This is a genomic window from Nocardia otitidiscaviarum NBRC 14405, from assembly GCF_000308635.1.
GTDB classification, from domain to species: Bacteria; Actinomycetota; Actinomycetes; order Mycobacteriales; family Mycobacteriaceae; genus Nocardia; species Nocardia otitidiscaviarum.
Genome location: NZ_BAGD01000032.1, coordinates 1 through 23,145, shown reverse-complemented (window position 1 = coordinate 23,145; position 23,145 = coordinate 1). Strand labels below are relative to the sequence as shown.

Here is a 23,145-nt window from a genome sequence, read left to right as displayed (position 1 = left end):
GTCACTGAATGTTGACGTCGACGCTGGCCGGGAGGTCGATGCGCATGAGAGCGTCAACCGTCTTCGGCGTCGGGTCGAGGATGTCGATCAGCCGCTTGTGCGTGCGCATCTCGAAGTGTTCGCGCGAGTCCTTGTACTTGTGCGGCGAACGGATGACGCAGTACACGTTCTTTTCGGTCGGCAACGGCACCGGGCCGACGACACGGGCGCCGGTGCGGGTCACCGTCTCGACGATCTTGCGCGCAGACGCGTCGATCGCCTCATGGTCGTAGGCCTTGAGCCTGATGCGGATCTTCTGTCCCGCCACGCTGAGTGTCCTTTTCTCCGCTTACGTTGTGGCACTGGAGCTTTCGCTCCCGAACCACCCTCATTTGCACAGCCCGAACACACGAAGACGCATCAGCTACCAACTCGACCGGGGCGCACCCCGCTCCGTCACCGCTGTTCATCTGTCATGGTTCTTCCGGTCCACGCGGTCGGGCGTGTCGCTCAGCCGCTCATTCCTCGGCCCCGGATGAAATCCTTATGGGCCTCGGAACCTCGTTCCGGACGCACCCGCGCCGCACTCGGCCGGGTACAAAATTGGGTCTTGCTCACCCGCTACCACCAGCGTCTTTCCACAGAACAGACGCAGCCCGGTGCGGGCAACCCGAACAGTATGCCTCGAGGCGAGGGGCGATCTCAAATCGCCCCCCTCCCCGATCAGCGGCCGATGACGCTGGTCACACCGCTACCCGTATCAGGGCAGATCCTGCACGATCAGGAACTGGTAACCCCCGGCGACGGCCGGGTCCACCAGCGCGATGCCGACCTGCCCCTGCCGCGCGGCCGCCTCGTTCACCACCGCACCGGGCGTGGCATAGAGGAGGCCGTCCACGACGGGCAGCACCGAGTCGTCGTCGAGGACGAAGCCGGTCCGCTCGACCGGCAGGAACTGGGTCAGCAGTCCCGGGATCGCGCTGTTGCCCAGGGCGGCGGTCTCAGCCGGATCGAACTCCAAGCCGAAGTAGACACCCTGGGCCGGTTCGATGACCGGGTTGACGGCGGCGGCCGACGCGGCCCCCACCGTGGCCATGGCGGCCGCACCCGCCAGCGCGATCCCCAGCGACGCGACAGCGGTCTTGATACGCATGTTTTCTCGAGCTCCATTCCCCCGACGAGCCGGCGAATTGGCACCGGCACCAGCTGCGCGATGTAGCTCGGCAGCGGCGACACCCTAGACCAATAAAGCGACCAGCCAGTTTCCTTAGAGTTCGAGACGCACTTCTGCACCTAACTTACTTTCAAGTAAGATCCGAGCCATGAGCAATGAGACCTCCACGCTGCGCGGCTGGAAGAAGCTGCCCGACAATCGGCTGGGCCACGCCCTCTTCTCGCTCGGCATGGTCGCGCGGGTGCCGTACTTCGGCACGGTGCTGCCCAGCGTCGTACGCCTGGAGCCGGGGCTGTGCGAGGTGACCGCGCCCAAGTGGTTCGGCATCCACAACCACCTCGGCACCTTCCACGCCATCGCGGCCTGCAATCTGGCGGAGGTCGCCATGGGCATGCTCAGCGAGGCCACCGTCCCCACCAGCCACCGGTGGATCCCCAAGGCCATGAATGTCCAGTACCTCGCCAAGGCCAACTCGGGCCTGCGCGCGGTCGCGAAACTGCCCGAGGTCCCCGACTTCGACGCCATCACCGAGGGCCGGGACCTGATCATCCCCGTCTCCATCTACGACAAGACGGGCCTGGAGGTCGTCCACGCCGACATCACCACCTGGGTGACGCCCAAGTAGTCGCGGCGGACTCCTCGGATCCGCGCCCCTCAGATCCCCAGCATCCGCTTGACCCGCTTGCGATCCGCCTTGGCGAAGTCCTCTTCCATATTCAACCGCCGCGTCCGCGTGGAAGGCTTCTTCTCCAAGAGGTGATTCTTGTTCGCCTGCGCTCGTCGCAACTTCCCCGAACCGGTCACCTTGACGCGCTTGGAAATTCCTTTGTGCGACTTGTTCTTCGGCACTCGAACCACCATCCCTGAAGCGCCGGACGCCGTGCGGATATCCCTCCAGGGTAGAGCTCGCGTTACCCGCGCGAGTCCGAATCCGGAAGTGCCGCTATGAGGTTCGAGTTGCGAGGAATTCACAGGAGATCAGTCCGGCAAAAAGGCGATGGGATATTCGATCGCCGATGACGGCAGCGCCGCGAATCGCGCAGCGGGAGAAGATCAGGAGGCTACGCAGACCACGTAGCGCCGCTCGTCGTAGACGAAGCCTTGGTCGCCTGCGGAGCAGGCGTTGACATCGGTGGTGTTGCGCTTGATCTCGACTACCCGGACGCGGCCGGGGGCGGCGGCGGTGCAGTCGACGGGGGTGGCCATGTCGCCGGAGAGATCCATGCAGGTGCCGGGGACCCAGGCGATGTCGAGACAGAGGGCGTCGTGCTCGCCGTCGGGGAGGGCGCGTTGGTGCGATCGGTCGACATCACTCGGACAGGGGGCGCCGTCGGTGGCCAGATGGGTGACGGTGTAGGCGGAAGTGCCACTGCCGCAGGAGGTTTTCTCCAGGCCGGAGCCCGAGGCGGCGACGGCCACGCAATCGCCCACGGTCAGTTGCAGTTCCGGACTGCCTTGGCTGGCGGTCCTGTGCACGAGGGCGGAGGTCGTGGGGGCGGAGGGGGCGGCGGCCGCGATCCCGGGCTGTGCTACACCGTCGATGACGGCGGCCTCGGTGGTGGTCACCGATGTCGTCGTGGCACCGCGGTTCTCCACCGCCGCGGCGCGACGCTCGGCGACCTGCGAGAGCACGGCGGCCAGCGCACCGGCCGTGGCCAGCGCGCCCACGATGACTACGCCCGCGAGAGCGATTCCGGCCCGGGCCTTTCGAGGCGCCATTTTCCTGCCCTTCCCTGCGATGCTTCGAACCTCAGGCCCACCCCGCTCGAAGTTGTCGATCGATAACGACAATCAGGACATGTCCTACACCACCGACCGGGGCAACGTCGAATTGTGAATGTGCACGTTTTTACAACACAACTTCGGGCAAATGTCCAGATTTCATTCTGATAACGATGAGGCCGGCGCTCTCGCCAATCTCCTTTGCGGGCACCAAGGTTCGAACGCTGTAAACGTTCGTACATTCGGCCTGCGCGGGTCGAGGGTTTGCCAGAAGGAATTTCCTGAATGAAGTTCGGCCGCTTCGCCACCGTCGCGTTCCTGACCGTCGCCGCCCTGGGGATCACCGCGGGCGGTGTCGGCGCGGCACCGGAGTCCACCCCGCGTGAGCTCTCCGCCAGCGGCGATGACCAGGGGGTCCGCTATCACGCCGTACTCTCCGACTTCTCCCGGTCGCTGACCACCGCCGTCTCCGGCGGCACCTTCGCGGTCGATGCCGACGCCACCGCCGTCACGCTCACCTCCGACGCCGGGGAGGTGGTTGCCACGGTGCCGCTGGCCTACGAGATCTCCGGCACCACCGTCGAAGTGGCGCACCGCATTTCCGACGACGGCCGCGAACTCGCGCTCGAACCCACGGTGACCGCGAGCGAGATCGGCGAGATGCAGCCCATCAACTCCATGGCCCGGCTCACCAACGAGATCAACGACAACGTGGTGGGTGTCGTGGTCGGCGGCGTGCTGGGCGGCCTCATCGGAACCGTGCTCGGCATGGGCTTCTTCAGCATTCTGACCGGCCCGATCGGCCTGCTGGTCGGTGCGATCGCCGGTGGCTACGCCATGGGCGGACAGCCCTTCCTGGACGCGGTGACGGCCGTGGTGAGCGGCCAGCCCTGACCCGCCGCGCACGACCGCGTCCGACCTCGGGGAACCGGTGCGGGAACCACGGGTGGTCTGGCGTCCGCCCGGCACGGCTGTTTGAATGCGGGTATGAGTGGCCTGGAGATCGGCAAGGAAGCCGATGTGTGCGTGGTGGGGCTCGGGCCGACAGGGCGCGCGCTGGCGCATCGGGCGATGCGGGCGGGACTGCGGGTCGTCGCGGTGGACCCGCGCCCCGAACGGCTGTGGGTGCCCACCTACTCGTGCTGGGTGGACGAGCTGCCGGAGTGGCTGCCGCACGGCGCCATCGCGAGCCGGATCGACCGGCCCGTGGTGTGGACCACCGCCGAACGCCGGATCGAGCGCCCCTACTGCGTGCTGTCCAAACGCGGGCTGTGGGATGCGCTGCCGCTGGACGACGCCACCGTGCGGGCACAGCGCGCCCGGACGGTCGAGGCGCACCGGGTGGAGCTGGCGGACGGCACCGAGGTCGTGGCCGGGGCCGTCTTCGACACCCGCGGCCAGGCGTCGCCCGGGCAGCGCCGAACCGCCAGCGCCCACGGTATTTTCGTGGACGAGGACCGCGCCGCGCCCATGGTCACCCCCGGCGAGGGCCTGATGCTCGATTGGCGCGACCAGAACGGGGCGGGCCCGGACGCGCCGCCCTCGTTCCTGTACGCGGTGCCGCTCGGCGACGGCACGGTGATCTTCGAGGAGACCAGCCTCGGCCTGCGCGGCGGAATGCCGCAGCACGAGTTGCGGCGACGCACCCTGAATCGGCTGGCGGCGCACGGCATTCGACTACGCGGTGACGAGAAGAGCGAGGCCGCGCACTACCCGCTGGACTACGCACCGCCGAAAGCCGGTCCGGGGCAGGTGATCCCCTTCGGCTCCCGGGGCGGGATGATGCACCCCATCACCGGCTACTGCGTGGCGGATTCGCTGTCGCTGGTGGATACCGCACTCGATGCCCTCCAGCGCGGCGACGATCCGATCCGGGCCATGTGGCCGTGGCAGGCACGGCTGGTGTACTGGATGCGGATGCGTGGTGTGTACGGCCTCGGCCGCCTCACCACGGCGCAGTCCAAGTCCATGTTCGACGCGTTCTTCACCCGACCGCCGCGCCAGCAGCGCGCCCTGCTCTCCGCCCACGACGACTACACCGCACTGGGTGCGGCGCTGTTCATGACGGTCGCCACCACCTGGCCCTTCCGGTGGCGCTACGACCTCGTCGGCTGGACCAACCGCAATCGCTGGGTGGGCTACGACTTCGGACGCGCCGCCGATGCCGACGAGATCATCGCGGCCGCCGAGGAACTGCCGGATCACCTGTAGCGCCGGGCGGGCGCGCGGAAGCGTGGTCGGACGCCGTCGCCACTCCAGCCCAGTCCGGCCCAGCCCGGGCGATCGGCTTACACCCAGTTCTCGATCCAGTACTTCCAGATGATCGGCGCGTAACCCGCCAGCGGCGGCACCTTGATATCGGTTCCGGTCAGCGCCTCGGCGGCGCGGCGGCAGTCGAACCAGCAGGTGAACTCGCTGTGCTCGATGATCTCGGTGGGCACCCCGACCTGGCGCAGGATGCGGCCCACGCCGGGCATCCGCAGCGTCATATCGAGGGTCTGCTTCGGCATGACCTCGACCAGATGCGGCGCTCCGGCCTCGTCGGCGAAGAGGTTCAGCGCGTCGGCCACGCTCTGACGGCGCGGATCGACCAGATGGAAGGTGGTCCCGGACTCGGCGTCGCCGTGCGCGATATGGTCCAGCGCCCGCGCCACGAAATCGACCGGCACCATATTGGTTTCGCCCAGCTTCGGCGCCACCACCGGCAGCAGCCGCGGCAGCTGCGCCGCCATGCGCAACAGCCGGAAGAAGTAGTACGGCCCCTCGATCCGGTCGATCTCGCCGGTGCGGGAATCGCCGATCACGATGGAGGGCCGGTAGATCCGCCACGGCACCGGGCAGCTGTCCCGCACCGCCCGCTCGGCCTCGAGCAGCGACCGCTGCCAGGGTGTGGCGAGCACCTGCCCGACCTCGAACATGTCCTCGGAGAAGCGACCCTCCCAGTCCCCCGCCACCGCCACATTCGAAATATGGTGCAGCGCACCGGCCGACAGCTCTCCGGCCAGGTCCACCACCCGCCGGGTGCCGCCACCGGCGCCGACCGCGTCGTACCCGCCCGCCAGATGGAAGACGTGCGAGATCGAACCGCGCTGCGCCGCAATCCAACGCGGGTCGATGCCCATTCCGGGTGCACTGAGGTCGCCGCGCACCGGCCGCACCCGGTCCCCGGCCGCCCAGCCGCGTAGGCAGCGGTTGAAGCGCAGGACCGAATCCTCGCCCGGCCGTACCAGCACGTAGACCTGTTCGCCGCGTTTCAGCAGCTCCGGTACGAGGAATCTGCCGATGAACCCGGTCGCTCCGGTAACCAGGTAAGCCATGGGCTCACCATAGCGTGACCCATGCCACACCCCAGCGGGCGCATCCTCGCGAGCCGGTCATACCGGACGCGTGACTCGCCGCGACCAGGCGGAGATCGACGAACCTGCCCGTCCGAGGCGGTGATTCACGGCATGCTGTGCGCGTGAACCTTCGGACTCTGACAACCGCATCGGTGGTGTGCATGGGTGTGCTGGTGACCGGCTGCGGCGGCGACTCCCCGGGAGCGTCAGACGCCGCCCCCAGCACGCCCCGCGATCAGCTGCTCCTGAGCGGTTCGGACCTACCCGCCGACGCGAAGCCGGTGAACCTGCCCGTGGAACGACTGCGCGAGCAACTGACCGATTTCGCGGGGGTGCAGGCGAACTCCACCATCGACCCGCAGGAATGCCGCGCACCGCAGCTGGATCTGGAGGCCGCGAGCAAGCAGGCTCTGGACGAGGCGGCGGTCACCGCCGTGGTCGCCGAAACGGCCATCTTCATCGAGTTCGTCTCGGGTCGCGGCATCGACACGCACGAGTTCGCGCAGACCGAGGCCCGGTGCGCGGAGCTGACCGTGAGCAGCGAGTTCGAGGGCGAGCGGGTGGACTCCCGGGTGCGCACGGAAAGCCGCACCCCGCCCGCTGCCCTCGCCGGTATCGACGCCATCGCCTCGTATTCGACGAGCACCGCGTCGGTGCGCGATGTCCCGCCGACGACCACTGTGTCCTACGCGGGCTGGGCGTCCCTGCGCGGCACCACCGTGGCGGTGCGGGTGACGTCCCTCGGCGACACCCTCGACGAGGCGAAGGCGGAGCAGTTCTTCGCCGACGCCGTGCGGAAGGTCGAGGACGCGCCGTAGCGGTAGCGCCTACCCGGCGGTCAGGCCGTCTCGGCGGCGCGCTGATAGCCGCGGATCGCCGGGTAGACGAACAGCACGACCATGCCGACGGTCCAGGCGAGAGTCTTCAGCAGCGGCACCGCCACCGGACCGTCCCAGGCCAGGCCGCGCATGGCGTCGATGGCGCAGCTCATGGGCTGGTTCTCGACGATCGGTTGCAGCCAGGTCGGATACGCCCCGATCGGCACGAATCCGGTATTGAAGAACATGAGCAGGTTGCTCACGATGCCGACCATCTGGACCAGCACGACGCCCTCGCTGATCGTCGCCAGCGAGGTCACCAACACCGCGAAGCCCACCGCGAACAACACCGGAATCGCGATCATGGCGATCGCGGCGAGCGGGCCGTTCCAGAATCGGAAGCCCAGGGCGATGCCGACGATCAGCACGAACAGCGTGGTGACCAGGACGCGCACCACTTCGGCGAGCAGGCGGCCGGTCAGTCCGGCGGCGCGGTGGATGGGCATGGTCCAGAACCGGCTCAGCAGTCCGGTGACCTTCTCCACCTTGAAGCCGAGTGCGCTCACCACCGCGCCGGTCATGGCCGCGACCAGCATGACCATCGGCACCTGACCGTAGATGGCGGGCATACCGGTCGCCTGCTTGATGGAACCGCCCAGCACCACGTCGAACATGAGCAGGGTCAGTGCGGGGTACAGCAGCACCTGCACGGTGACCGCGGGATTGCGCGCCCAGCCCATGAGCATGCGCTTGCACTGGATCAGGCTCTGCTCGACGAAGGTGGTGAAGGCCCGTTCGGAGCGCGGGGGCACCACCGGCAGCGGGACATTGCTCGGCACCCGGTCGGCCACGGCCGCCGCGGCGCTGTTCTCGACCGTACTCATGACCGCCTCACACTCGCCCAGATCGCCAGTGGGATGAATACCACGGACAGACCACCCAGCCACACCAGCGGCACCCAGAGCACGTCCCAGGTGACCCCGCCCGCGGCCATGTCCCGCAGTGCGAAGGAGAACTGGGAGATGGGCTGATTGCGCACGAAGGGCTGGATCCACTCCGGGAACCGGGACTCGGGCACGAACCCGCACGACAGCATGCCGAAGATGAGCGTCGGCAGGGTGAGCGCCTGACTCAGCGATTCCGGGCTCTTGGTGAGCGAGCCCAACCCGTCCGCGCCGATGGCCAGCACGGTGCCGACCAGCAGTGAGAAGACGCAGAACAGGATGGCCTGACCCCACCCGGCGACGAATCGGAACCCGATCAGATGCCCCCAGATCAGGGCCGCGGTCAGCGAGGTCACCGACCGCACCAGTCCGGCGCTGATGCGGGCCAGCAGCGGCACCAGCGACCCGATGGGCATGGTCTGCATGCGGGTGGTCAGGCCGGTCATCGCCTCGAAGGCGGCCATCTGCGCGTTCGACATCATGGTGAAGGCCATGGTCTGCAGCACGATGATCGGCATGACGTACTGCGCGTAGTCGACACCGAGCAGGTTCATGATGGCCCGCAGCGGCAGGTAGAAGCCGACCGTGAACACCAGCGGCGTGATCACGGCGACCACCAGTTCGCCCTTGGTGACCATCACCCGCACGATGCGCGCGGTGAGCGCCCACCACTGTGCGAGGCTGGACGGCTTCGCGGCCGGTAGCCCCGCGAACAGCTCCGACTCGGGCTCGGCGGCCAGTGCTGTGCTCATGCCTGCCTGCCCGAATGCCCGGTGAGGGCCAGGAAGACGTCGTCGAGGGAGGGCCGCCGCAGGCCGATGTCGGCGAGTTGCACGGATGCGCCGTCCAGGCGGCGCAGGGCCTCGGCGAGGGTGGCGGCGCCGTCGGGGGCGGGGATGGAGAGTCGTTCGGCAGTGTCCAGTTCGGCGTGCACGGCGGCCGGAACCAGGTCGCCGAGCGCGTCGGCGACCTTGGCCAGCTGGGCCGGGTCGAGCGGGACGATCTCGCAGTAGCTGCCGCCGGTCTTCTGCTTGAGTTCGTCGGCGGTGCCCTCGGCGATGACCGTGCCCTTGTCGATCACGATGATGTTGTCGCTGAGGATGTCGGCCTCTTCGAGGTACTGCGTGGTGAGCAGCACGGTGATGCCCTGGGTCTTGAGCGCGGACACCAGATCCCACACGCCCTGGCGGCTGCGCGGGTCGAGCCCGGTGGTCGGCTCGTCGAGGAACACTACCTCGGGCCGGACCACCAGACCGCAGGCGATATCGACGCGGCGGCGCATGCCGCCGGAGTAGCCGCGCACGGCACGACGCCCGGCGCCGGTGAGATCGAACTCCTCGAGCAGGGTGTCGGCGCGCTGCCGGGCGGCCTTGCGGGACAGGCCCATGAGGCGGCCGAACAGCTCGAGATTCTCACGACCGGAAAGGTTTTCGTCCAGGGCGGCGTACTGCCCGGTCATCATGATGGAGCGGCGCACCCCCGCCGGATCGGAGCGCACATCGTGTCCGGCCACGCGGGCGGTGCCGGAGTCGGGGCGCAGCAGGGTGGACAGGATCTTGACCGTGGTGGTCTTGCCCGCACCGTTGGGGCCGAGGATGCCGAGCACGCTGCCGCGCGTCGCGGTGAAGCTCACGCCGCGCAGGGCGTGTACCTCGCCGAAGGATTTGCGGACGTCTTCGACGTACACCGCCGGGTCGCCGCCCACACTGGCGGTGTTCGACTCCGGTTTGTCCAAGCTCGGCATCAACTCTCCACTATCGGCTACGGCGGGGACGATTTCGCCTCCGGTGGGGATGATCCCCTCCGCCCCGCGTGATGTTACCGGCGCGGCAGATGCTCGTTCGTTGCTTCGGTGAAGCATCTATGGCCGCCCTGTGTCCTTGGTCACAAACTCGACGGTTTCCGGATAGCCGCTGGTCATGACACAGACCACCCGGTCCGTGCGGCATTCCGAACCTTGTCGGGTACGCCGAACGGACCATAGTCTGAGCCATGGGGAGACGTTTTTCCGGCCTGCGAGAGGTGATCATGGCCGAGTCCGCGCAGCCACGCACGGCAGCGCACCCGGGAGGAACTGGCCGACCGAAGGTGCTGACGTCCTACGACCCGCGCACCGGCGAGGTCGTGGGCGATTACGCCATCATGGGCTCCGGCGAGGTCACCCGCACCGTCCGCGCCGCGCACGCCGCCGAACAGTGGTGGGCGGCAATCGGATTCGACGGGCGTAAACGTTGGCTGTTGGATTGGAAGCGTGCCGTGGCGCGGGGCACCCGCGAGCTGGTCGACCTCGTCAGCGCCGAAACCGGCAAACCGCGGCTGGACGCGGCCATCGAGGTGACCGCCGCGGTGGAGCATCTGCACTGGGCCGCCCGCAGCGCCGAGAAGGTACTCGGACGACGAACCACCGGACGATTCCGGCACACGCGGCAGGCATCGGTCGGCTATCGGCCACTGGGCGTGGTCGGTGTGCTCAGCCCCTGGCACAACCCCGTGCTGACCGCCATGAACGGCATCGCCTGCGCCATGGCCGCCGGTAACTCGGTGGTGCTCAAGCCCAGTGAACTCACCCCCGGCATCGGCGCCTGGCTGGCCGACAGCTGGAGCCGCCTCGCCCCGAATCAACCGGTACTGCAGGTGGTCACGGGTGACAGCACGACAGCCGCGGCGCTGTGCCGGGCGCGGCTGGCCACCATCTCCTACACCGGCTCCCCCGCCGGGGCCCGCGAGGTGACCGCACTGTGCGCCCAGCACTCCACACCGCTGCTCGTCGAACAGGGCGGCCGGGGCGCCATGGTGGTGCAGGTGGACGCCCGGCTGCCCGAGGCCGCCGCGGCCGCCGTCTTCGGCGCCATGGCCAATGCCGGACAGAATCCGGCCGGGGTGCAGTGCGCGTACGTGGCCGAGTCGGTGTACGAGCCGTTCCTGGATCTTGTTGCGGCGCAAGCGCGTCAGTTGCGCCCCGGGGCCGACCGGCGCGCCTCCTACGGGCCGATGACGCTGGAGTCGCAGACCGACGTGGTGCGCCGCCACGTGCGCGACGCGCTCAGCCGCGGCGGTCAGGCGGTGGTCGGCGGACTGGACTCCATTCGCACGCCCTACATCGAACCGATCGTGCTCACCGAGGTACCGGAGGTGAGCCTGGCGCTCAGCGGGGACGCGGTCGGGCCGGTGCTGGTGGTGAACAAGGTGCGCGGCATGGACGAGGCGGTGGAGCGGCTCGGTAGCCGCTCCCGCTCGGTCGCCGTCTTCACCCGGGACGTGCGCAGCGTGCCGGAGTTCGCCGAACGGCTGAAAACCGAAGTGGTGACGGTGAACTCGGCTCCGGTCTACGGGACCGACGGTCCGGGCCGAACGCGCGACGAACAGCGGCTGCGGGATTTCGCCCGTCCGCTCACCATCACGGAGAAGCACCGGCGCGATCCGGTCGAGCAGTCCACCTTCGAACGGCATCCGCAGCATCTGCGCTTGGCGCGCATGATCTTCCGGCTCCGGCACCGAGTGTGAGGGCGTAATCGTCAGTTCCGCACGGGGGCGGTCGCGTCGGCGCCGAGCAGCACGGCGCGCATGAGCGTGCTCACCCGCGCGATGTTCTCGGGGCGGGCGTCGAACTTGATGCGCCGCCCCACATCGATCACCTGGGCGATGGCCGCGTGCACCCGGAAGCGCGCCTCCACGGGATCGCCGTCGAGCAGGTTGGCCCACTCCAGCACGTTCTGACGCTGGATGGAGCGCAGCCGATGCTGTTCGGAGGCGGGCAGATTGGAGAATTCCGCGAAGTAGACCGGCAGGATCTCCGGCATGGTGAAGGTCATCCGCGCGAAGCGCTCGGCGATGCGCACGGCGGCGTCGGCGCGGCTGGTGGCCTCCGCCAGCGCCTCCGCATTGGCGATGGCCACCCGTTCGCCGGTGCGATGGAACGCCGCGGCCAGCAGATCCGATTTGCTGGCGAAGTAGCGGTACACGCTGGAGGCGTTGATGCCCGCGGCCGCACCGATCTCCTCGATGCTCGCCTCGTGGTAGCCCTGCCGACCGAAGATGCGGATGGCCTCGGTGAGCAGCTGTTCGCGCTTGGAGATGACCGGCAGGCCGCGCGGGACGGGGTCGCCGGTGACGGGCGGCGGCGCGGGCGGCAGCTCGGTGCACAGGATGGACCGGCAGATGTCGTCGAGCAGGCCGACCAGCCGGGTGGTGGACAGCGTGGTGCGATGGTGGGTGATGCTGCCGATGGCGCTGAGGACGGCCGCGGTGAGCAGCGTGATGTCGGCGGGGTCGGCGTCGGGGCGTAGCTCGCGGATCGGCACCGCCACGGTTTCGTGCAGATCCACGTACATGACCCGGATGCGATCGCGGTCCGCGCGCTCCAGATAGCGGCGCTCCCAGCGGTACAGGCCGCCCTCGCGGCGCACGTCGATGGTGTACTCGGCGACGCCGCGAATCAGCTTGGTGAGTCGCGGTTCCGGTTCCAGCTCGGGATCGTCGGCGGCCTTGGCGGCGTCGAGCAGCTGCTGCGCGCCCATGTCGGCGGCGGCGACCAGCAGGGCGTACTTGTTCTTGAAGTGCCGGTACAGCGCAGGGCCGGAAATGCCGACCTCGGCGGCGATCTCATCCACTCCGACCGGGTGATAGCCGCGTTCGGCGAACGCCCGGGCGGCAACTCGCACGATCTGACCCTTGCGGTTCTTGGGTCGACGCCGGGGCGTCGCATCGCCGTCCGGTCGCGCGGAAGCGAGTCTCGGCTCGCTGCGATCGGCGACCATTCACCTTCTCCTTCTCGGTGGCACCGACTGTTGACAGTGCCGAACAAGTACACCTAAGTTAACCACAATTCGCAATGCGGACCACAATGGCAATGCGAACCACATCGGCACCGTCGCCGTTCGCGTACCCAGGAGCACCCATGACCGAAATCGCGACCACCCCGGGCTTCACTGCCGTTCCGGACGGACGGGTACTGCGTATCACGATCACCAACCCCAGGCGGAAGAACGCCATCGATTACGACACCATGGTCGGGCTCGGGGAGACGGTGCGGGCGGCATCGCAGAATACCGCGTTGCGGGTCATCGTTCTGACCGGCGAGGGCGGCGACTTCTGCACCGGGGCCGATCTCGCGGCCGCACCCGCGGCGACGGCGCGCGGCGTCACCTCGGAGATGACCATGGACGCCGCCAACGCCATGATCAAGGCGATCGTGGATTCTCCGCTGCCGGTGATCGCCCGCGTGCGGGGGGCCGCCGCCGGGATCGGTGCGGCGTTCGCGCTCGCCGCCGATCTGACCTACCTCGCCGAGGACTCCTATCTGCTGCTGGCCTTCATCAATATCGGCCTGATGCCCGACGGCGGCGCGGCGGCCATGGTCGCGGCGGCCGCCGGTCGTCCACTGGCCGCCGAGATGGCGCTGCTGGGCGAGCGGCTGCCCGCCGCCAAGGCCAAACAGCACGGCCTCGTCACCGATGTCCTGTCCGCCGACGAACTCGACGCCCGGGTGGAGGCCGCGGTCGCCAAGCTGGCCAATGGTCCCCGTCGCGCCACCGAACTCACCAAGCGCACCCTCCATCAGGCCGCCCTGGCCGCCCTGGACGGTGTGCTCGCGGCCGAAAAGGTCGGCCAGTCCGAGCTTCTGGAGGCGCCGGACTTCGCCGAGGGTGCGGCCGCCATGCTCCAGAAGCGCAAGCCGGTCTTCACGGACTGAGTCACCGGAACGCCGCATCGGCCATGCGCCACGTCTGTTCGCGCGGCGCGGCACACCGGCACGTCGGCATCCCGCGCGGCACGACTGCCGCCCGTTCCCTCCGGGCCGCTCTCATACCGCTCGCGCACAACCGCGCAGCGATTCCAGGTATCGCGTCATGGCGTCGCGGTTGCGAGTCAGCAGGTCGATACGCTGACTCATGCGGTCACGCTGGTCTTCCAGGGTGGCGATGATTTCCGGTGTGGCATCGGCGAAGTGGATGTCGGCGGGGTTGTCGAGGCAGGGCAGGATCTGTTTGATCACCCGCGTCGGGAGGCCGGCCTCCAGCAGGCCGCGGATATGCATGACCTGCTCCACGAAGCGCTCGTCGTAGTCGCGATACCCGTTGGCGGAGCGTGTGACTCGCAGCAACCCCTGCTGTTCGTAGTAGCGCAGCAGTCGCGGCGAGGTCTCGGTGCGCTCCGCCAGCTCCTTGATTCGCATATGCCGCACCTCACACCGGATCTCAGTTGACCTTGACATCTATGTCAATGTTTCAGCATAGCGGCATGAGCAAGGATGTCACCCTCTTCGACTACAGCCCCATCACCGGACGCGACCCGCTGCACTGGCCGGACGGCAAATCCGTCGCCTTCTATGTCGGGCTCAATATCGAGCACTTCTACGTGGACCTGCCCGGCACGGCCACCTACGAGGGCACCACGGCGCTGACCCCGGACGCACTCAACTACGGCTGGCGCGACTACGGGCCGCGAGTGGGCATCTGGCGGGTGATACAGGCGCTCGACACCTACGGCATCCGCGCCAGCGCACTGTTGAATTCCGATGTGGGCGAACGCTACCCGCAGATCATCGCGGCGGGCCGGGAGCGCGGCTGGGCCTGGCTGGCGCATGGCAGCAGCAACAGCCACCTGCACACCGGCCTGGTGCGCGAGGAGGAGCGCACGGTGCTGCGCGAGATCGTCACCACCATCGAGAAGACCACCGGCCAGCGGCCACGCGGCTGGATGGGCCCCGGCCTGACCGAAACCTTCGACACCCCGGAACTGTTGGCCGAGTTGGGGCTTCGATACGTCCTCGACTGGACCAACGACGATCAGCCCTACCGCCTGAACGTACCCGGGATGCTGAGCGTGCCGTATTCGGTGGAACTCAACGACATCGGCATCTTCGTGAGCAAGGGCCTGACCGGACCCGACTTCGCCCGGATGCTGAAGGATCAACTGGATCAACTGGTCGCCGAGGCCGAGGCGGACGGCAGTGGCCGGGTACTGCCCCTGGCCCTGCATCCGTTCGTGATCGGGCAGGCGTTCCGGCACCGCTATCTGGTCGAAGCGCTGGACTACATCACCAACCATCCGGCCGTGTGGGTGACGACGAGCGACGATATCGCCGATCACTACGTGCGGTCGCGCGCCTGAGCGGTGCCGCGCGCCCCCGCTCCGGATGTCCGGAACGGGGGCGCGGCCCTGCGTGCGGCCCCCTGCGCCGCACGAGCGGTTACGAAACCGCGTGGGACACGGTCACCCTCCGGTGACCGTGAGATAGATCAGCGCCACGTTCAGCGCCGAGATGATGCCCGCGACCAGCCAGGCCAGCCCGGTGGTGACCCGATGGTTGACGTCCTCGCCCATGAGCGCACGGTCGCTGGTGAAGCGCACCAGGGGGATCAGGGCGAAGGGGATGCCGAAGGACAGCACCACCTGCGAGACGATGAGTGCTCGGGTGGGGTCGAAGCCGACGGCCAGGATGGCGAGCGCCGGAACGAGGGTCACCACGCGGCGCACCAGCAGCGGCACCGTGCGATGCAGCAGGCCATCCATGATCATCGCGCCCGCGTACGCGCCCACCGAGGTGGAGGCGAGGCCGGAGGCGAGCAGCCCGATGGCCAGCAGCAGCGCCGCGCCCGGGCCGAGCACGTCGCGCACCGCCCCGTGGGCGGCCTCGATGGTGTCGATGCCGTCGCGCCCGCGCAGGGTCTGGGCGGCCATGAGCAGCATGGCCATGTTCACCGTGCCCGCCAGCACCATGGCCAGGCCCACATCGACCTTGGTGATCTTCAGCAGTCGGGCGCGCAGCGGACCGGGTTCGGGGCTGCCGTGCCGGTCGCGGGCCAGTCCGGAGTGCAGATACACCGCGTGCGGCATGACGGTCGCGCCGATCATGGCGGCGGCCAGCAGTACGCTCTCGGTGCCGTCGAATCGCGGGACCAGGCCGCCCAGGGTGCCCGACGCCGACGGCGGCGCGATCACCACGCTGGCCAGGAATCCCACCGCGATGACGGCCAGCATGCCGGTGACGACCCGTTCGAAGGGCCGCTGCCCGCGCCGGTTCTGCACGGCCAGCAGGGCCAGCGACACCAGTCCGGTGATCACACCGCCCAGTAGCAGCGGCAGGCCGAAAAGCAGGTTCAGCGCGATGGCGCCGCCCACCACCTCGGCGAGATCGGTGGCCATGGCGACGATCTCGGCCTGCGCCCAGTACGACAGGCGGATCGGGCGGCCGGCCTTGGCGCGCACCGCCTCGGGCAGCGACATGCCGGTCACCAACCCGAGTTTGGCGCTGAGGAATTGCACCAGCGCGGCCATGACATTCGCCATGACGATGACCCAGACCAGCAGATAGCCGAATTGCGCGCCCGCGCTGATATTCGAGGCGACATTGCCGGGGTCCACATAGGCGATGGCGGCGACGAAGGCCGGACCGAGCAGTACCGCCGCGGACCGCGCCCGCTGCCATGCGGAACGCGGCGGGTCGGCCAATACGGTAGTGCTCACAAAACAAAGTTTATGGGTAACCGAACTTATCGTTCAGCGAGCCCCCGAAAAAGAGACCAATCTCCCTGTTTCCAGGTGAAATCAATCGGCACCCCACGAAAACGCCCCGCCCGCACCAACAGTGCGGACGGGGCGTCGAACCTCGGATCGGCTACCGCCTACAGCCCCAGGCCGCGGGCCAGCACCGGCCACGAGTTCTTGAACTCGTCGTTCCAGTAGCCCCACGAGTGGGTGCCGGAGTTGCGGAAGTTGTAGGTCGCCGGGATACCCAGCGAATCCAGCTTGTTCTTCAGGTTGGCGGTGCAGTACTGGGTGCCCGCCTCGATCGCGCCGCCGATGATGAGCTGGTTGGCCAGACCGTACGCACCGGGCAGCGCGTACTCGCCGTTCAGCGTGTCGTACTGGCCGGGCAGGCCGTTGCCGGTGGAGATGTACAGCTCCACGCCGCGCAGCTTGTCGGCATTGACGACCGGGTCGTTCTCGACCCACGCGGGCGAGTCGGCCGGACCGTACATGTTCTCCATCTCGCCGCCGCCCCAGACCTCGACGGTCAGGCGCATGAACTCACGGCCGACCGGATCGGCGAACTGGGCGCAGCCGGAGTAGGCGGCGGCGGCCTTGTACAGACCCGGAGCCTTCTCGGGTAGCTGCAGCACGGTGGTGCCGGAGGTGGAGATGCCCGCGATGGCGTTGATGCCATTGGTGCCGAGGGCGGCGTCGATGAGCGGCGGCAGCTCCTCGGTGAAGAAGGTGGTCCACTTGTTGACGCCCAGGTTCGGGTCGGGCTGCTGCCAGTCGGTGTAGTACGACCACTTGCCGCCGATGGGCTGAACCACGTTGACGTTCTTGTCGCCGAGGAAGCCGTTGACGATATCGGTCTTCTTCTGCCAGGAGGCGTCGTCCTGGCCGCCACCCGCGCCATTGAGCAGGTAGAGGGTCGGGCGCGGTTCCGAGGTGTCGGCGGGCCGCTGCACATCGACCGGATAGGTGGCGTCCATGGCGGCCGAGTAGACGTAGAGGCGGATGTTCCGCTCGTCCTTCATCTCGGCCTTGGTGATCCTGGACCCGTCGGGGGCCACGGGATCGGCGAGCAGCTTCTTGTTGTCGATGATCGGGTCAGCGACAGCGCTCTGCGTGCCGATGCCGGCGGTCAGACCGGTGAGTACGGCGGTGGCCGCGATGAGCGCGGCAGCACGCGCGCCGCGGCGACGGCCGACGGCAACCCCGTTCCGGACAGATCGACGAATCAATGTTTCACACCTTCGCTTCAATTCGAGTCCTGGCGACCACCCCGACCGTCAGGGATCTCCCGACGGCCTCCACACCGTGGCCAGAGCACTTCGACAGACCATACGGCCTATGCAGTCGCCACAACAGGGGTCAATGTTACGTATTCGATGCCCGGCCGTGCTCGGCCAGCCCGCCCAGTGCCTGTACCCAACCTTCCACCAAACCCTTCACCTGATCCAAGGACAACACGGCTCCGGCGTAGTCGAATCGTGCGATGAACCCGTCCTGGGTGGTGTCGACGGTGATGTCCAGGTGCAGGTCCGGCGCGGCGGTTTCGGGGTGTACGCGGGCCGGACGCAGATCCCGGTAGCGGAATCCGATCCGGCCCGCCGCGCCCGCGAGTTCCGGTGCGGCCGTGCCGAGGTGACGCAGCAGGCCGAAACCCACCCCCTGCGACGGCACCGTCCGGCACATGTCACGGACGTGTTGAATCACACTTCCGGCGACCGGGCCGCCCTGGCGGATCTCGTCGAAGTCCACCGCGTTCAGCCGCAGCGGCAGCGGGTAGCTGGTGGTGAAGGCGCCGATGGCGCGCTGGGCGTCGGGGTCGCCGAACAGGCGGCCGTCGGCGGGCAGCCGGACCACCGAGCCGAGCAGCTCGGCCATGCCGTCGAGGGCGGGCAGGGTGACGGCCAGCGCGGTGAGCAGCACCTCGTCGATGGTGGCCTGGTAGCGCCGGGCCACGGTGTCGACCGCGCCCGCACCCTCCGCGGTGATGGTCACCGTGATCCGGCCGCGTCCCCCGGCGGGGTCGGCATCGGTGATCGGCCCGGCCTCCAAGGCGTCGAGCCACCACGGCAGTTCGGCCACGATATCCGGGTGGTCGGCGCGGCGCGCCAACTCCCGGGCGAGGCCCGCCGGATGGGCGACGGCGGCGGGTGGCGTGGCATGCCCGCCGGACCAGGACGCGGTGAGCTCCTCGATGATGGTGCGCCACGAGGTGTCGTCCACGACCAGCCCGTTGGCGATCACCACCAGCGTGGCGGCCGCCTCGTCGACGGTCTCGGCGACGGGGTCCACCTCCTTGGCGTCGAGCAGCACGAAGCGGACATTGCGCCCCTTGTCGGGATCGAGTTCCGCGGCGGCGGCGCGGATGACGCTGTCGACGAGATCGCCGGAGGTCTCCCCCGCCCAGTCGAACCGCCACACCACCGCGTCCTCCGGATCGGCGTCCGGGTACTCGAAGCTCAGGCCGTCCGCGTCCCGGCGCAGCCGGGCCCGCAGCCCCGGATGCCGTTCGAACAGCGCGGCCACGGACTGCCGCACCCGCCAGGGCGGGCAGTCGGCGGCGATATCGAGCGTGATGACGCGAATGACGAGCCCGGACGGTTCGGCGGCGAGCACATCCACCGCACCCGGCGGCAGCGGTGACACCTCCACCGGTCCGGACGACATATCGGCGTCCAGGTCGCTTCCCGCTCCCGACACGACCGTCGCGTCCACGGGAACCGCCGGACCGAACGGTGAGCCGATCACGGCGCTGCTCGCCTCGTGGGGCGCGCGGTCGGGCGCCGCCGCCTCGTGGTCGTCGGGCTCGCGCTGCGACGCCCGCAGTTCCTCCGCCGAGTCGAGCAGTTCGGCGATGCGCGGGCCGATGACCGCGAGCGCCTCGTCACCGGTCATCTGTTCGTGCGGCACGTCGATCGCGTGGTCGACGATCCGGCCGGAGACGTAGGGCTGCCAGTCCGCCGCCGACCACTGCCGCATGGTTTCGGTGCGGTCGACGGTGGCGGTGAAGAACTGGAGATTGCCGCGGAACATCTCGGTGGGCTCCACGTCGGCCAATTCCACACTGCGCATGGCGACCTGGTAGATGTGCCGCAGCCGCTCCGGCGTCATGGTCGCCAGCTCCCCGGCGATGGAGGCGTGCAGCGCGGCCAGCGCCGCGTCGCCGAGCTCGGTCAGATTGCCGGTGTCCGGCAGGTCGTCGACGGCGACGCCGAGGCTGGTGAACGTCTCTCGGACGGCCGACCTGAAATCGGTGTCGTCCACGCGCGGATATCCGTCCAGGATGGCCAGCAGGTCCACCCGTTCGCCCGCATCCTGCAGGCGCGTGGCCACGGCGTGGGCGAGCGTGCCGCCCAGCGACCAGCCCAGCAGTCGGTACGGCCCCTCGGGCTGCGCCCGCCGGATCTCCGCCGTATAGCGATCCGCGATATCGGCCAGTGATTCCGGCGCGTAGTCCGGCTCGGTGAGCGCCGGGGTCTGAATGCCCAGGATCGGCTGCTCCACGGGCAGGTGGCGGGTGAATCCCGAATAGCACCACGACAATCCGCCCAGCGGATGCAGCACGAACAGCGGTGGTCGCTGCCCTTCGGCACGCAGCGGCAGCACCACCGCGAGGGCGGCCGCCACGGCTGCCTCGACGTCCTGCTCGGACTCCAGCAGGATGCCCAGTTGCCGGGCCAGCCCGGAGACGGTGGCGTCGCCGAAGAAAGCCGCCACCGCGATCCGCGCCCCGGTGCGCTCGTGCAGGTCGATGACGACGCGGGTGGCCAGCAGCGAATTGCCGCCGAGCGCGAAGAAGTCGTCGTCCGCACCGACCCGCTCCACCCCGAGCACCTCGGCGAAGGCGGCCGCCACCGCCTCCTCCAGCGGTGTGCCCGGGGCGCGGTACTCCCGTTGCGCCAGCACGGGTTCCGGCAGCGCGGCACGGTCCAGCTTGCCGACCGGCGTCAACGGCACCTCGTCGAGCACCACGACGGCCGCGGGCACCATGTGCGGAGGCAGGCTGTGCGCCGCGAAATCGGTGAGCGCGTCGGGATCGACCGCCCGGCCGGACTTTCCGCGCACATAGGACACCAGCATGGTGACGCCCGCGCTGTTCGCACGGCCCAGGGTGACCGCGAAGTCGACGTCCGGGTGGCTGGCGAGCACCGCGTCGATCTCTCCGAGTTCGATGCGGAAGCCGCGGATCTTGACCTGGAAGTCACTGCGCCCCACGTAATCCAGCTCCCACTGGATGGACGGCAGCGCGCGGTTGCCGCTGCGGTCCTGCGGTTCGGCGTACCAGCGCACCACGTCGCCGGTGCGGTACATGCGCGAACCCGGTGCGCCCCAGGGATTCGCGACGAACCGCTCGGCGGACAATCCGGGACGGTTGTGGTAGCCCCGGGCCAGCGCACCGCCCGCCAGGTACAGCTCACCCGCGACGCCCGGCGGCACCGGATGCAGGCGGGCGTCGAGCACCAGCGCCGACATGCCGTGCACCGGCGTGCCGATGGTGATGTGCCGACCCGGCGTCAACTGCGCGTAGGACGAGATGATGGTGGTCTCGGTGGGACCGTACGCATTGTGGTACACGCGGCCCGGCTGCCACTTGGCCAGCAGTTCCGGCGTGGTGACATCGCCGCCGACGGACAGCATTTCGAGCTGTTCGAGCCCGTCGGGGTCCATGGTGCCGACCACGGCCGGGGTGATGATGGCGTGGGTGACCTGCTCAGCCCGCATGAGTTCGGCCAGTTCCGGGCCGCCCATGATCTCCGAGGGCACGATCACCAGTGTCGCGCCCGTGTAGAAGGCGCACACCCACTCCAGCACCGACGGATCGAAGCTGGGCGAGCAGATGTGCAGCATCCGGTGATCCGGATGCAGGTCGTACCGGGAGGTGGCGTAGTCGGCGAGACCGCCCACACCCGCGTGCGTCACCACGACGCCCTTGGGCCTGCCGGTGGAGCCGGAGGTGTAGATCATGTACGCCGGATGCCGCATCCGCAGCGGCGCACGGCGATCCGCGTCGGTCACCGGCGCGTTGGACCGCAGCGACACCAGCTGATCGGTGGCCGGGTCGTCCATGACCAGCCAATCCACCTCGGTGGGCAGGATATCGGCGTACGCCTTGGAGGTCAGGCCGAGCATCGCACCGGAATCGGTGATCATGTGCCGCACCCGGTCCGCCGGGTAGGTCGGGTCGATGGGCACGTGCGCGCCACCGGCCTTGCTGATGGCCAGCACCGCCATCACCATGCCGAGCGAACGCGGGAACGCCACGGCCACCAGCTTTTCCGGCCCCACGCCGCGGTCGATGAGCAGGCGTGCCAGCCGCGACGAGTACTCGTCGAGATCACCGTAGGAGATGGAGTTGCCGCGCCAGCGCACGGCGATGCGGTCACGACCGTGCCGCAGTCCCGCGGTGAGCAGATCGGGCAGCAGGCCGGTGGCCATGACATCGTCGCCGTGCACGTGGGTGAGCAGTTCGTACTCGACCGGATCCAGCAGCGGCAGATCGCCGACGGGGGTGTCGCGGCGGGTGGTGAGCTCCGCGAGCAGCGCGGTGAAGCGTTGCGCGAACACCTCCACCGTGGCCTCGTCGAAAAGGTCACGCGCGTAGGTGAATACGGCGTAGATACCGGCGTCACCGGTCTCCCGCAGGGCCAGCGCCAGATCGAACTGCGATGTCTGCGCATCGGATTCGAGGGGGGTGATGCGCAGGCCGGGCAGGTCGAAGCTGCTGTCGTGCAGGTTCTGGAAGGCCAGCATCACCTGGAACAGCGGGTTGCGGGCGGTATTGCGCTCCGGGTTGAGCACCTCGACGAGACGTTCGAACGGCAGGTCGGCGTGCGCGAACGCGCGCAGATCGGTGTCCTTGACCTCGGCGAGCAGATCGTCGAAGGTCAGCTCACCGGCCACCCGGGTGCGCAGCACCAGGGTATTGACGAACATGCCGATCACATCGTCGAGTTCGGCCTCGCCGCGACCGGCCACCGGAGTGCCGATGGCGATATCGGAGGTGCCCGACAGGCGCGACAGGAACACCGCCAGCGCCGTGTGCACCACCATGAACATGGTGGCGTTGCGCTGGCGCGCGATCTCCCGCAGGCCCGCCTGGATCTCGGCGCTGATCGGGAAACTCACCGTGCCGCCGCGGAAGGAGGCCACCGGCGGGCGCGGGCGATCGGCCGGGAGGTTGATCTCGTCCGGCAGATCGGCCAGTTCGGTACGCCAGTAGTCGGTTTGGGCGGCGATGAGGCTCTGTGGGTCGTCTTCCGCGCCGAGCACCTCGCGCTGCCACAGGGTGTAGTCGGCGTACTGCACCGGGAGCGGGGTCCAGGTGGGGGCTTCGCCGTGGGAGCGGGCGGCGTAGGCCAGCATGACGTCGCGGGTCAGGGGGCCCATGGACCAGCCGTCGGCGCTGATGTGGTGGGCGACGAAGACCAGGACGTACTCGGGATCGGTTGCGGGGGTGCCAGGGTCGCTTGAGTGGTCGCCCGAGTCACCCGTGTGGATGCCCGAGTCGCCTGTGTGAATGTGGAAAAGGGCTGCGCGGAGGGGGACTTCGGTGGTGACGTCGAAGCCGGTGGTGGCGATGGTGGTGATGCTGTCGCGCAGGGTGGCGGGGGTGACGGGGGTGGGGGTCAGGTCGGGGATGGCTTGGGACGGGGGGAGGATCAGTTGGTGGGCGGTGCCGTTTG

20 protein-coding genes are annotated in these 23,145 nt (G+C 68.8%); 7 read left to right on the top strand and 13 right to left on the bottom strand.

Translation table 11 applies throughout. The annotated features are described in order from the left end of the window. Position 1: 1 nt before the first annotated feature. Together rpsJ and ON31_RS04930 are read right to left on the bottom strand one after the other, a co-directional pair. Positions 2-307 carry a 30S ribosomal protein S10 gene (gene rpsJ, locus ON31_RS04935; RefSeq protein ID WP_003938093.1) on the bottom strand — a complete coding sequence of 102 codons (306 nt, stop codon included), beginning with the start codon at positions 305-307 and terminating at the stop codon, positions 2-4. Between the two features lie 432 nt (positions 308-739). Beyond that, complete coding sequence (locus ON31_RS04930) at positions 740-1,132, bottom strand: hypothetical protein (protein ID WP_039809713.1); 393 nt, start codon at positions 1,130-1,132, stop codon at positions 740-742. 169 nt (positions 1,133-1,301) lie between these two features. Between ON31_RS04930 and ON31_RS04925 the strand changes: the two genes are divergently transcribed. Continuing rightward, positions 1,302-1,778 carry a hotdog fold domain-containing protein gene (locus ON31_RS04925; RefSeq protein WP_039809711.1) on the top strand — a complete coding sequence of 159 codons (477 nt, stop codon included), beginning with the start codon at positions 1,302-1,304 and terminating at the stop codon, positions 1,776-1,778. 29 nt (positions 1,779-1,807) lie between these two features. Here the strand turns inward: ON31_RS04925 and rpmI are convergent, their stop codons facing one another. Continuing rightward, positions 1,808-2,002, bottom strand: a complete 195-nt coding sequence (rpmI, locus tag ON31_RS04920) for a 50S ribosomal protein L35 (RefSeq protein WP_235204337.1) — start codon at positions 2,000-2,002, stop codon at positions 1,808-1,810. Between the two features lie 204 nt (positions 2,003-2,206). Then, positions 2,207-2,872, bottom strand: a complete 666-nt coding sequence (locus ON31_RS34455) for a hypothetical protein (protein ID WP_051036869.1) — start codon at positions 2,870-2,872, stop codon at positions 2,207-2,209. Between the two features lie 288 nt (positions 2,873-3,160). On the opposite strand from ON31_RS34455, the gene ON31_RS04910 reads away from it, so the two are divergent. After that, positions 3,161-3,769: a DUF8020 domain-containing protein gene (locus tag ON31_RS04910; protein WP_039809705.1), complete on the top strand. Its 609-nt coding sequence runs from the start codon at positions 3,161-3,163 to the stop codon at positions 3,767-3,769. Between the two features lie 93 nt (positions 3,770-3,862). After that, positions 3,863-5,086: a lycopene cyclase family protein gene (locus tag ON31_RS04905; protein WP_039809702.1), complete on the top strand. Its 1,224-nt coding sequence runs from the start codon at positions 3,863-3,865 to the stop codon at positions 5,084-5,086. Between the two features lie 77 nt (positions 5,087-5,163). On the opposite strand, the gene ON31_RS04900 is transcribed toward ON31_RS04905, so the two are convergent. Further along, entirely contained in the window at positions 5,164-6,192 is a 1,029-nt protein-coding gene (locus ON31_RS04900; RefSeq protein WP_039809700.1) for an SDR family oxidoreductase, read from the bottom strand. A 143-nt stretch (positions 6,193-6,335) separates the two neighbouring features. Between ON31_RS04900 and ON31_RS04895 the strand changes: the two genes are divergently transcribed. Beyond that, positions 6,336-7,031, top strand: coding sequence for a hypothetical protein (locus ON31_RS04895; RefSeq protein ID WP_147287039.1), 696 nt, complete (start codon positions 6,336-6,338; stop codon positions 7,029-7,031). A gap of 20 nt (positions 7,032-7,051) precedes the next feature. Here ON31_RS04895 and ON31_RS04890 read toward each other — a convergent pair whose 3' ends face one another. Genes ON31_RS04890 through ON31_RS04880 form a run of 3 tightly spaced genes read right to left on the bottom strand, consistent with a single transcriptional unit; the run spans position 7,052 to position 9,719 of the window. Continuing rightward, positions 7,052-7,915: an ABC transporter permease gene (locus ON31_RS04890; RefSeq protein WP_039809695.1), complete on the bottom strand. Its 864-nt coding sequence runs from the start codon at positions 7,913-7,915 to the stop codon at positions 7,052-7,054. Further along, positions 7,912-8,727, bottom strand: coding sequence for an ABC transporter permease (locus ON31_RS04885; RefSeq protein ID WP_039809693.1), 816 nt, complete (start codon positions 8,725-8,727; stop codon positions 7,912-7,914). Before ON31_RS04885 ends, ON31_RS04890 begins: the two co-directional genes overlap by 4 nt. Next, positions 8,724-9,719 (bottom strand): daunorubicin/doxorubicin resistance ABC transporter ATP-binding protein DrrA, encoded by a 996-nt coding sequence (locus tag ON31_RS04880; RefSeq protein WP_051036868.1) that lies wholly within the window; start codon positions 9,717-9,719, stop codon positions 8,724-8,726. Before ON31_RS04880 ends, ON31_RS04885 begins: the two co-directional genes overlap by 4 nt. Positions 9,720-9,967: 248 nt before the next feature. Between ON31_RS04880 and ON31_RS04875 the strand changes: the two genes are divergently transcribed. Then, the gene (locus tag ON31_RS04875) at positions 9,968-11,479 is read left to right on the top strand and encodes an aldehyde dehydrogenase family protein (RefSeq protein ID WP_244961392.1); all 1,512 of its coding nucleotides are present in this window, start codon (positions 9,968-9,970) and stop codon (positions 11,477-11,479) included. A gap of 11 nt (positions 11,480-11,490) precedes the next feature. Here ON31_RS04875 and ON31_RS04870 read toward each other — a convergent pair whose 3' ends face one another. Next, positions 11,491-12,732: a TetR/AcrR family transcriptional regulator gene (locus tag ON31_RS04870; RefSeq protein ID WP_039809688.1), complete on the bottom strand. Its 1,242-nt coding sequence runs from the start codon at positions 12,730-12,732 to the stop codon at positions 11,491-11,493. Between the two features lie 140 nt (positions 12,733-12,872). Here ON31_RS04870 and ON31_RS04865 point away from each other — a divergent pair, with 140 nt between their 5' ends. Continuing rightward, positions 12,873-13,667: an enoyl-CoA hydratase-related protein gene (locus ON31_RS04865; protein ID WP_039809685.1), complete on the top strand. Its 795-nt coding sequence runs from the start codon at positions 12,873-12,875 to the stop codon at positions 13,665-13,667. 111 nt (positions 13,668-13,778) lie between these two features. Here ON31_RS04865 and ON31_RS04860 read toward each other — a convergent pair whose 3' ends face one another. Then, positions 13,779-14,150, bottom strand: coding sequence for a MerR family transcriptional regulator (locus ON31_RS04860; protein ID WP_039809684.1), 372 nt, complete (start codon positions 14,148-14,150; stop codon positions 13,779-13,781). 65 nt (positions 14,151-14,215) lie between these two features. Here ON31_RS04860 and ON31_RS04855 point away from each other — a divergent pair, with 65 nt between their 5' ends. Further along, positions 14,216-15,088 carry a polysaccharide deacetylase family protein gene (locus tag ON31_RS04855; protein ID WP_039809680.1) on the top strand — a complete coding sequence of 291 codons (873 nt, stop codon included), beginning with the start codon at positions 14,216-14,218 and terminating at the stop codon, positions 15,086-15,088. A 102-nt stretch (positions 15,089-15,190) separates the two neighbouring features. Here the strand turns inward: ON31_RS04855 and ON31_RS04850 are convergent, their stop codons facing one another. The 3 genes from ON31_RS04850 to ON31_RS04840 form a co-directional block, all read right to left on the bottom strand. Continuing rightward, positions 15,191-16,429 carry an Nramp family divalent metal transporter gene (locus ON31_RS04850; RefSeq protein ID WP_039809677.1) on the bottom strand — a complete coding sequence of 413 codons (1,239 nt, stop codon included), beginning with the start codon at positions 16,427-16,429 and terminating at the stop codon, positions 15,191-15,193. Between the two features lie 173 nt (positions 16,430-16,602). Next, a complete protein-coding gene (locus ON31_RS04845; RefSeq protein WP_029923589.1) occupies positions 16,603-17,625 on the bottom strand; it encodes an alpha/beta hydrolase in 1,023 nt (340 codons plus the stop codon). Positions 17,626-17,830: 205 nt separating this feature from the next. Further along, a partial coding sequence (locus ON31_RS04840) for a non-ribosomal peptide synthetase (RefSeq protein ID WP_157533590.1) occupies positions 17,831-23,145 on the bottom strand: 5,315 nt, incomplete at its 5' end.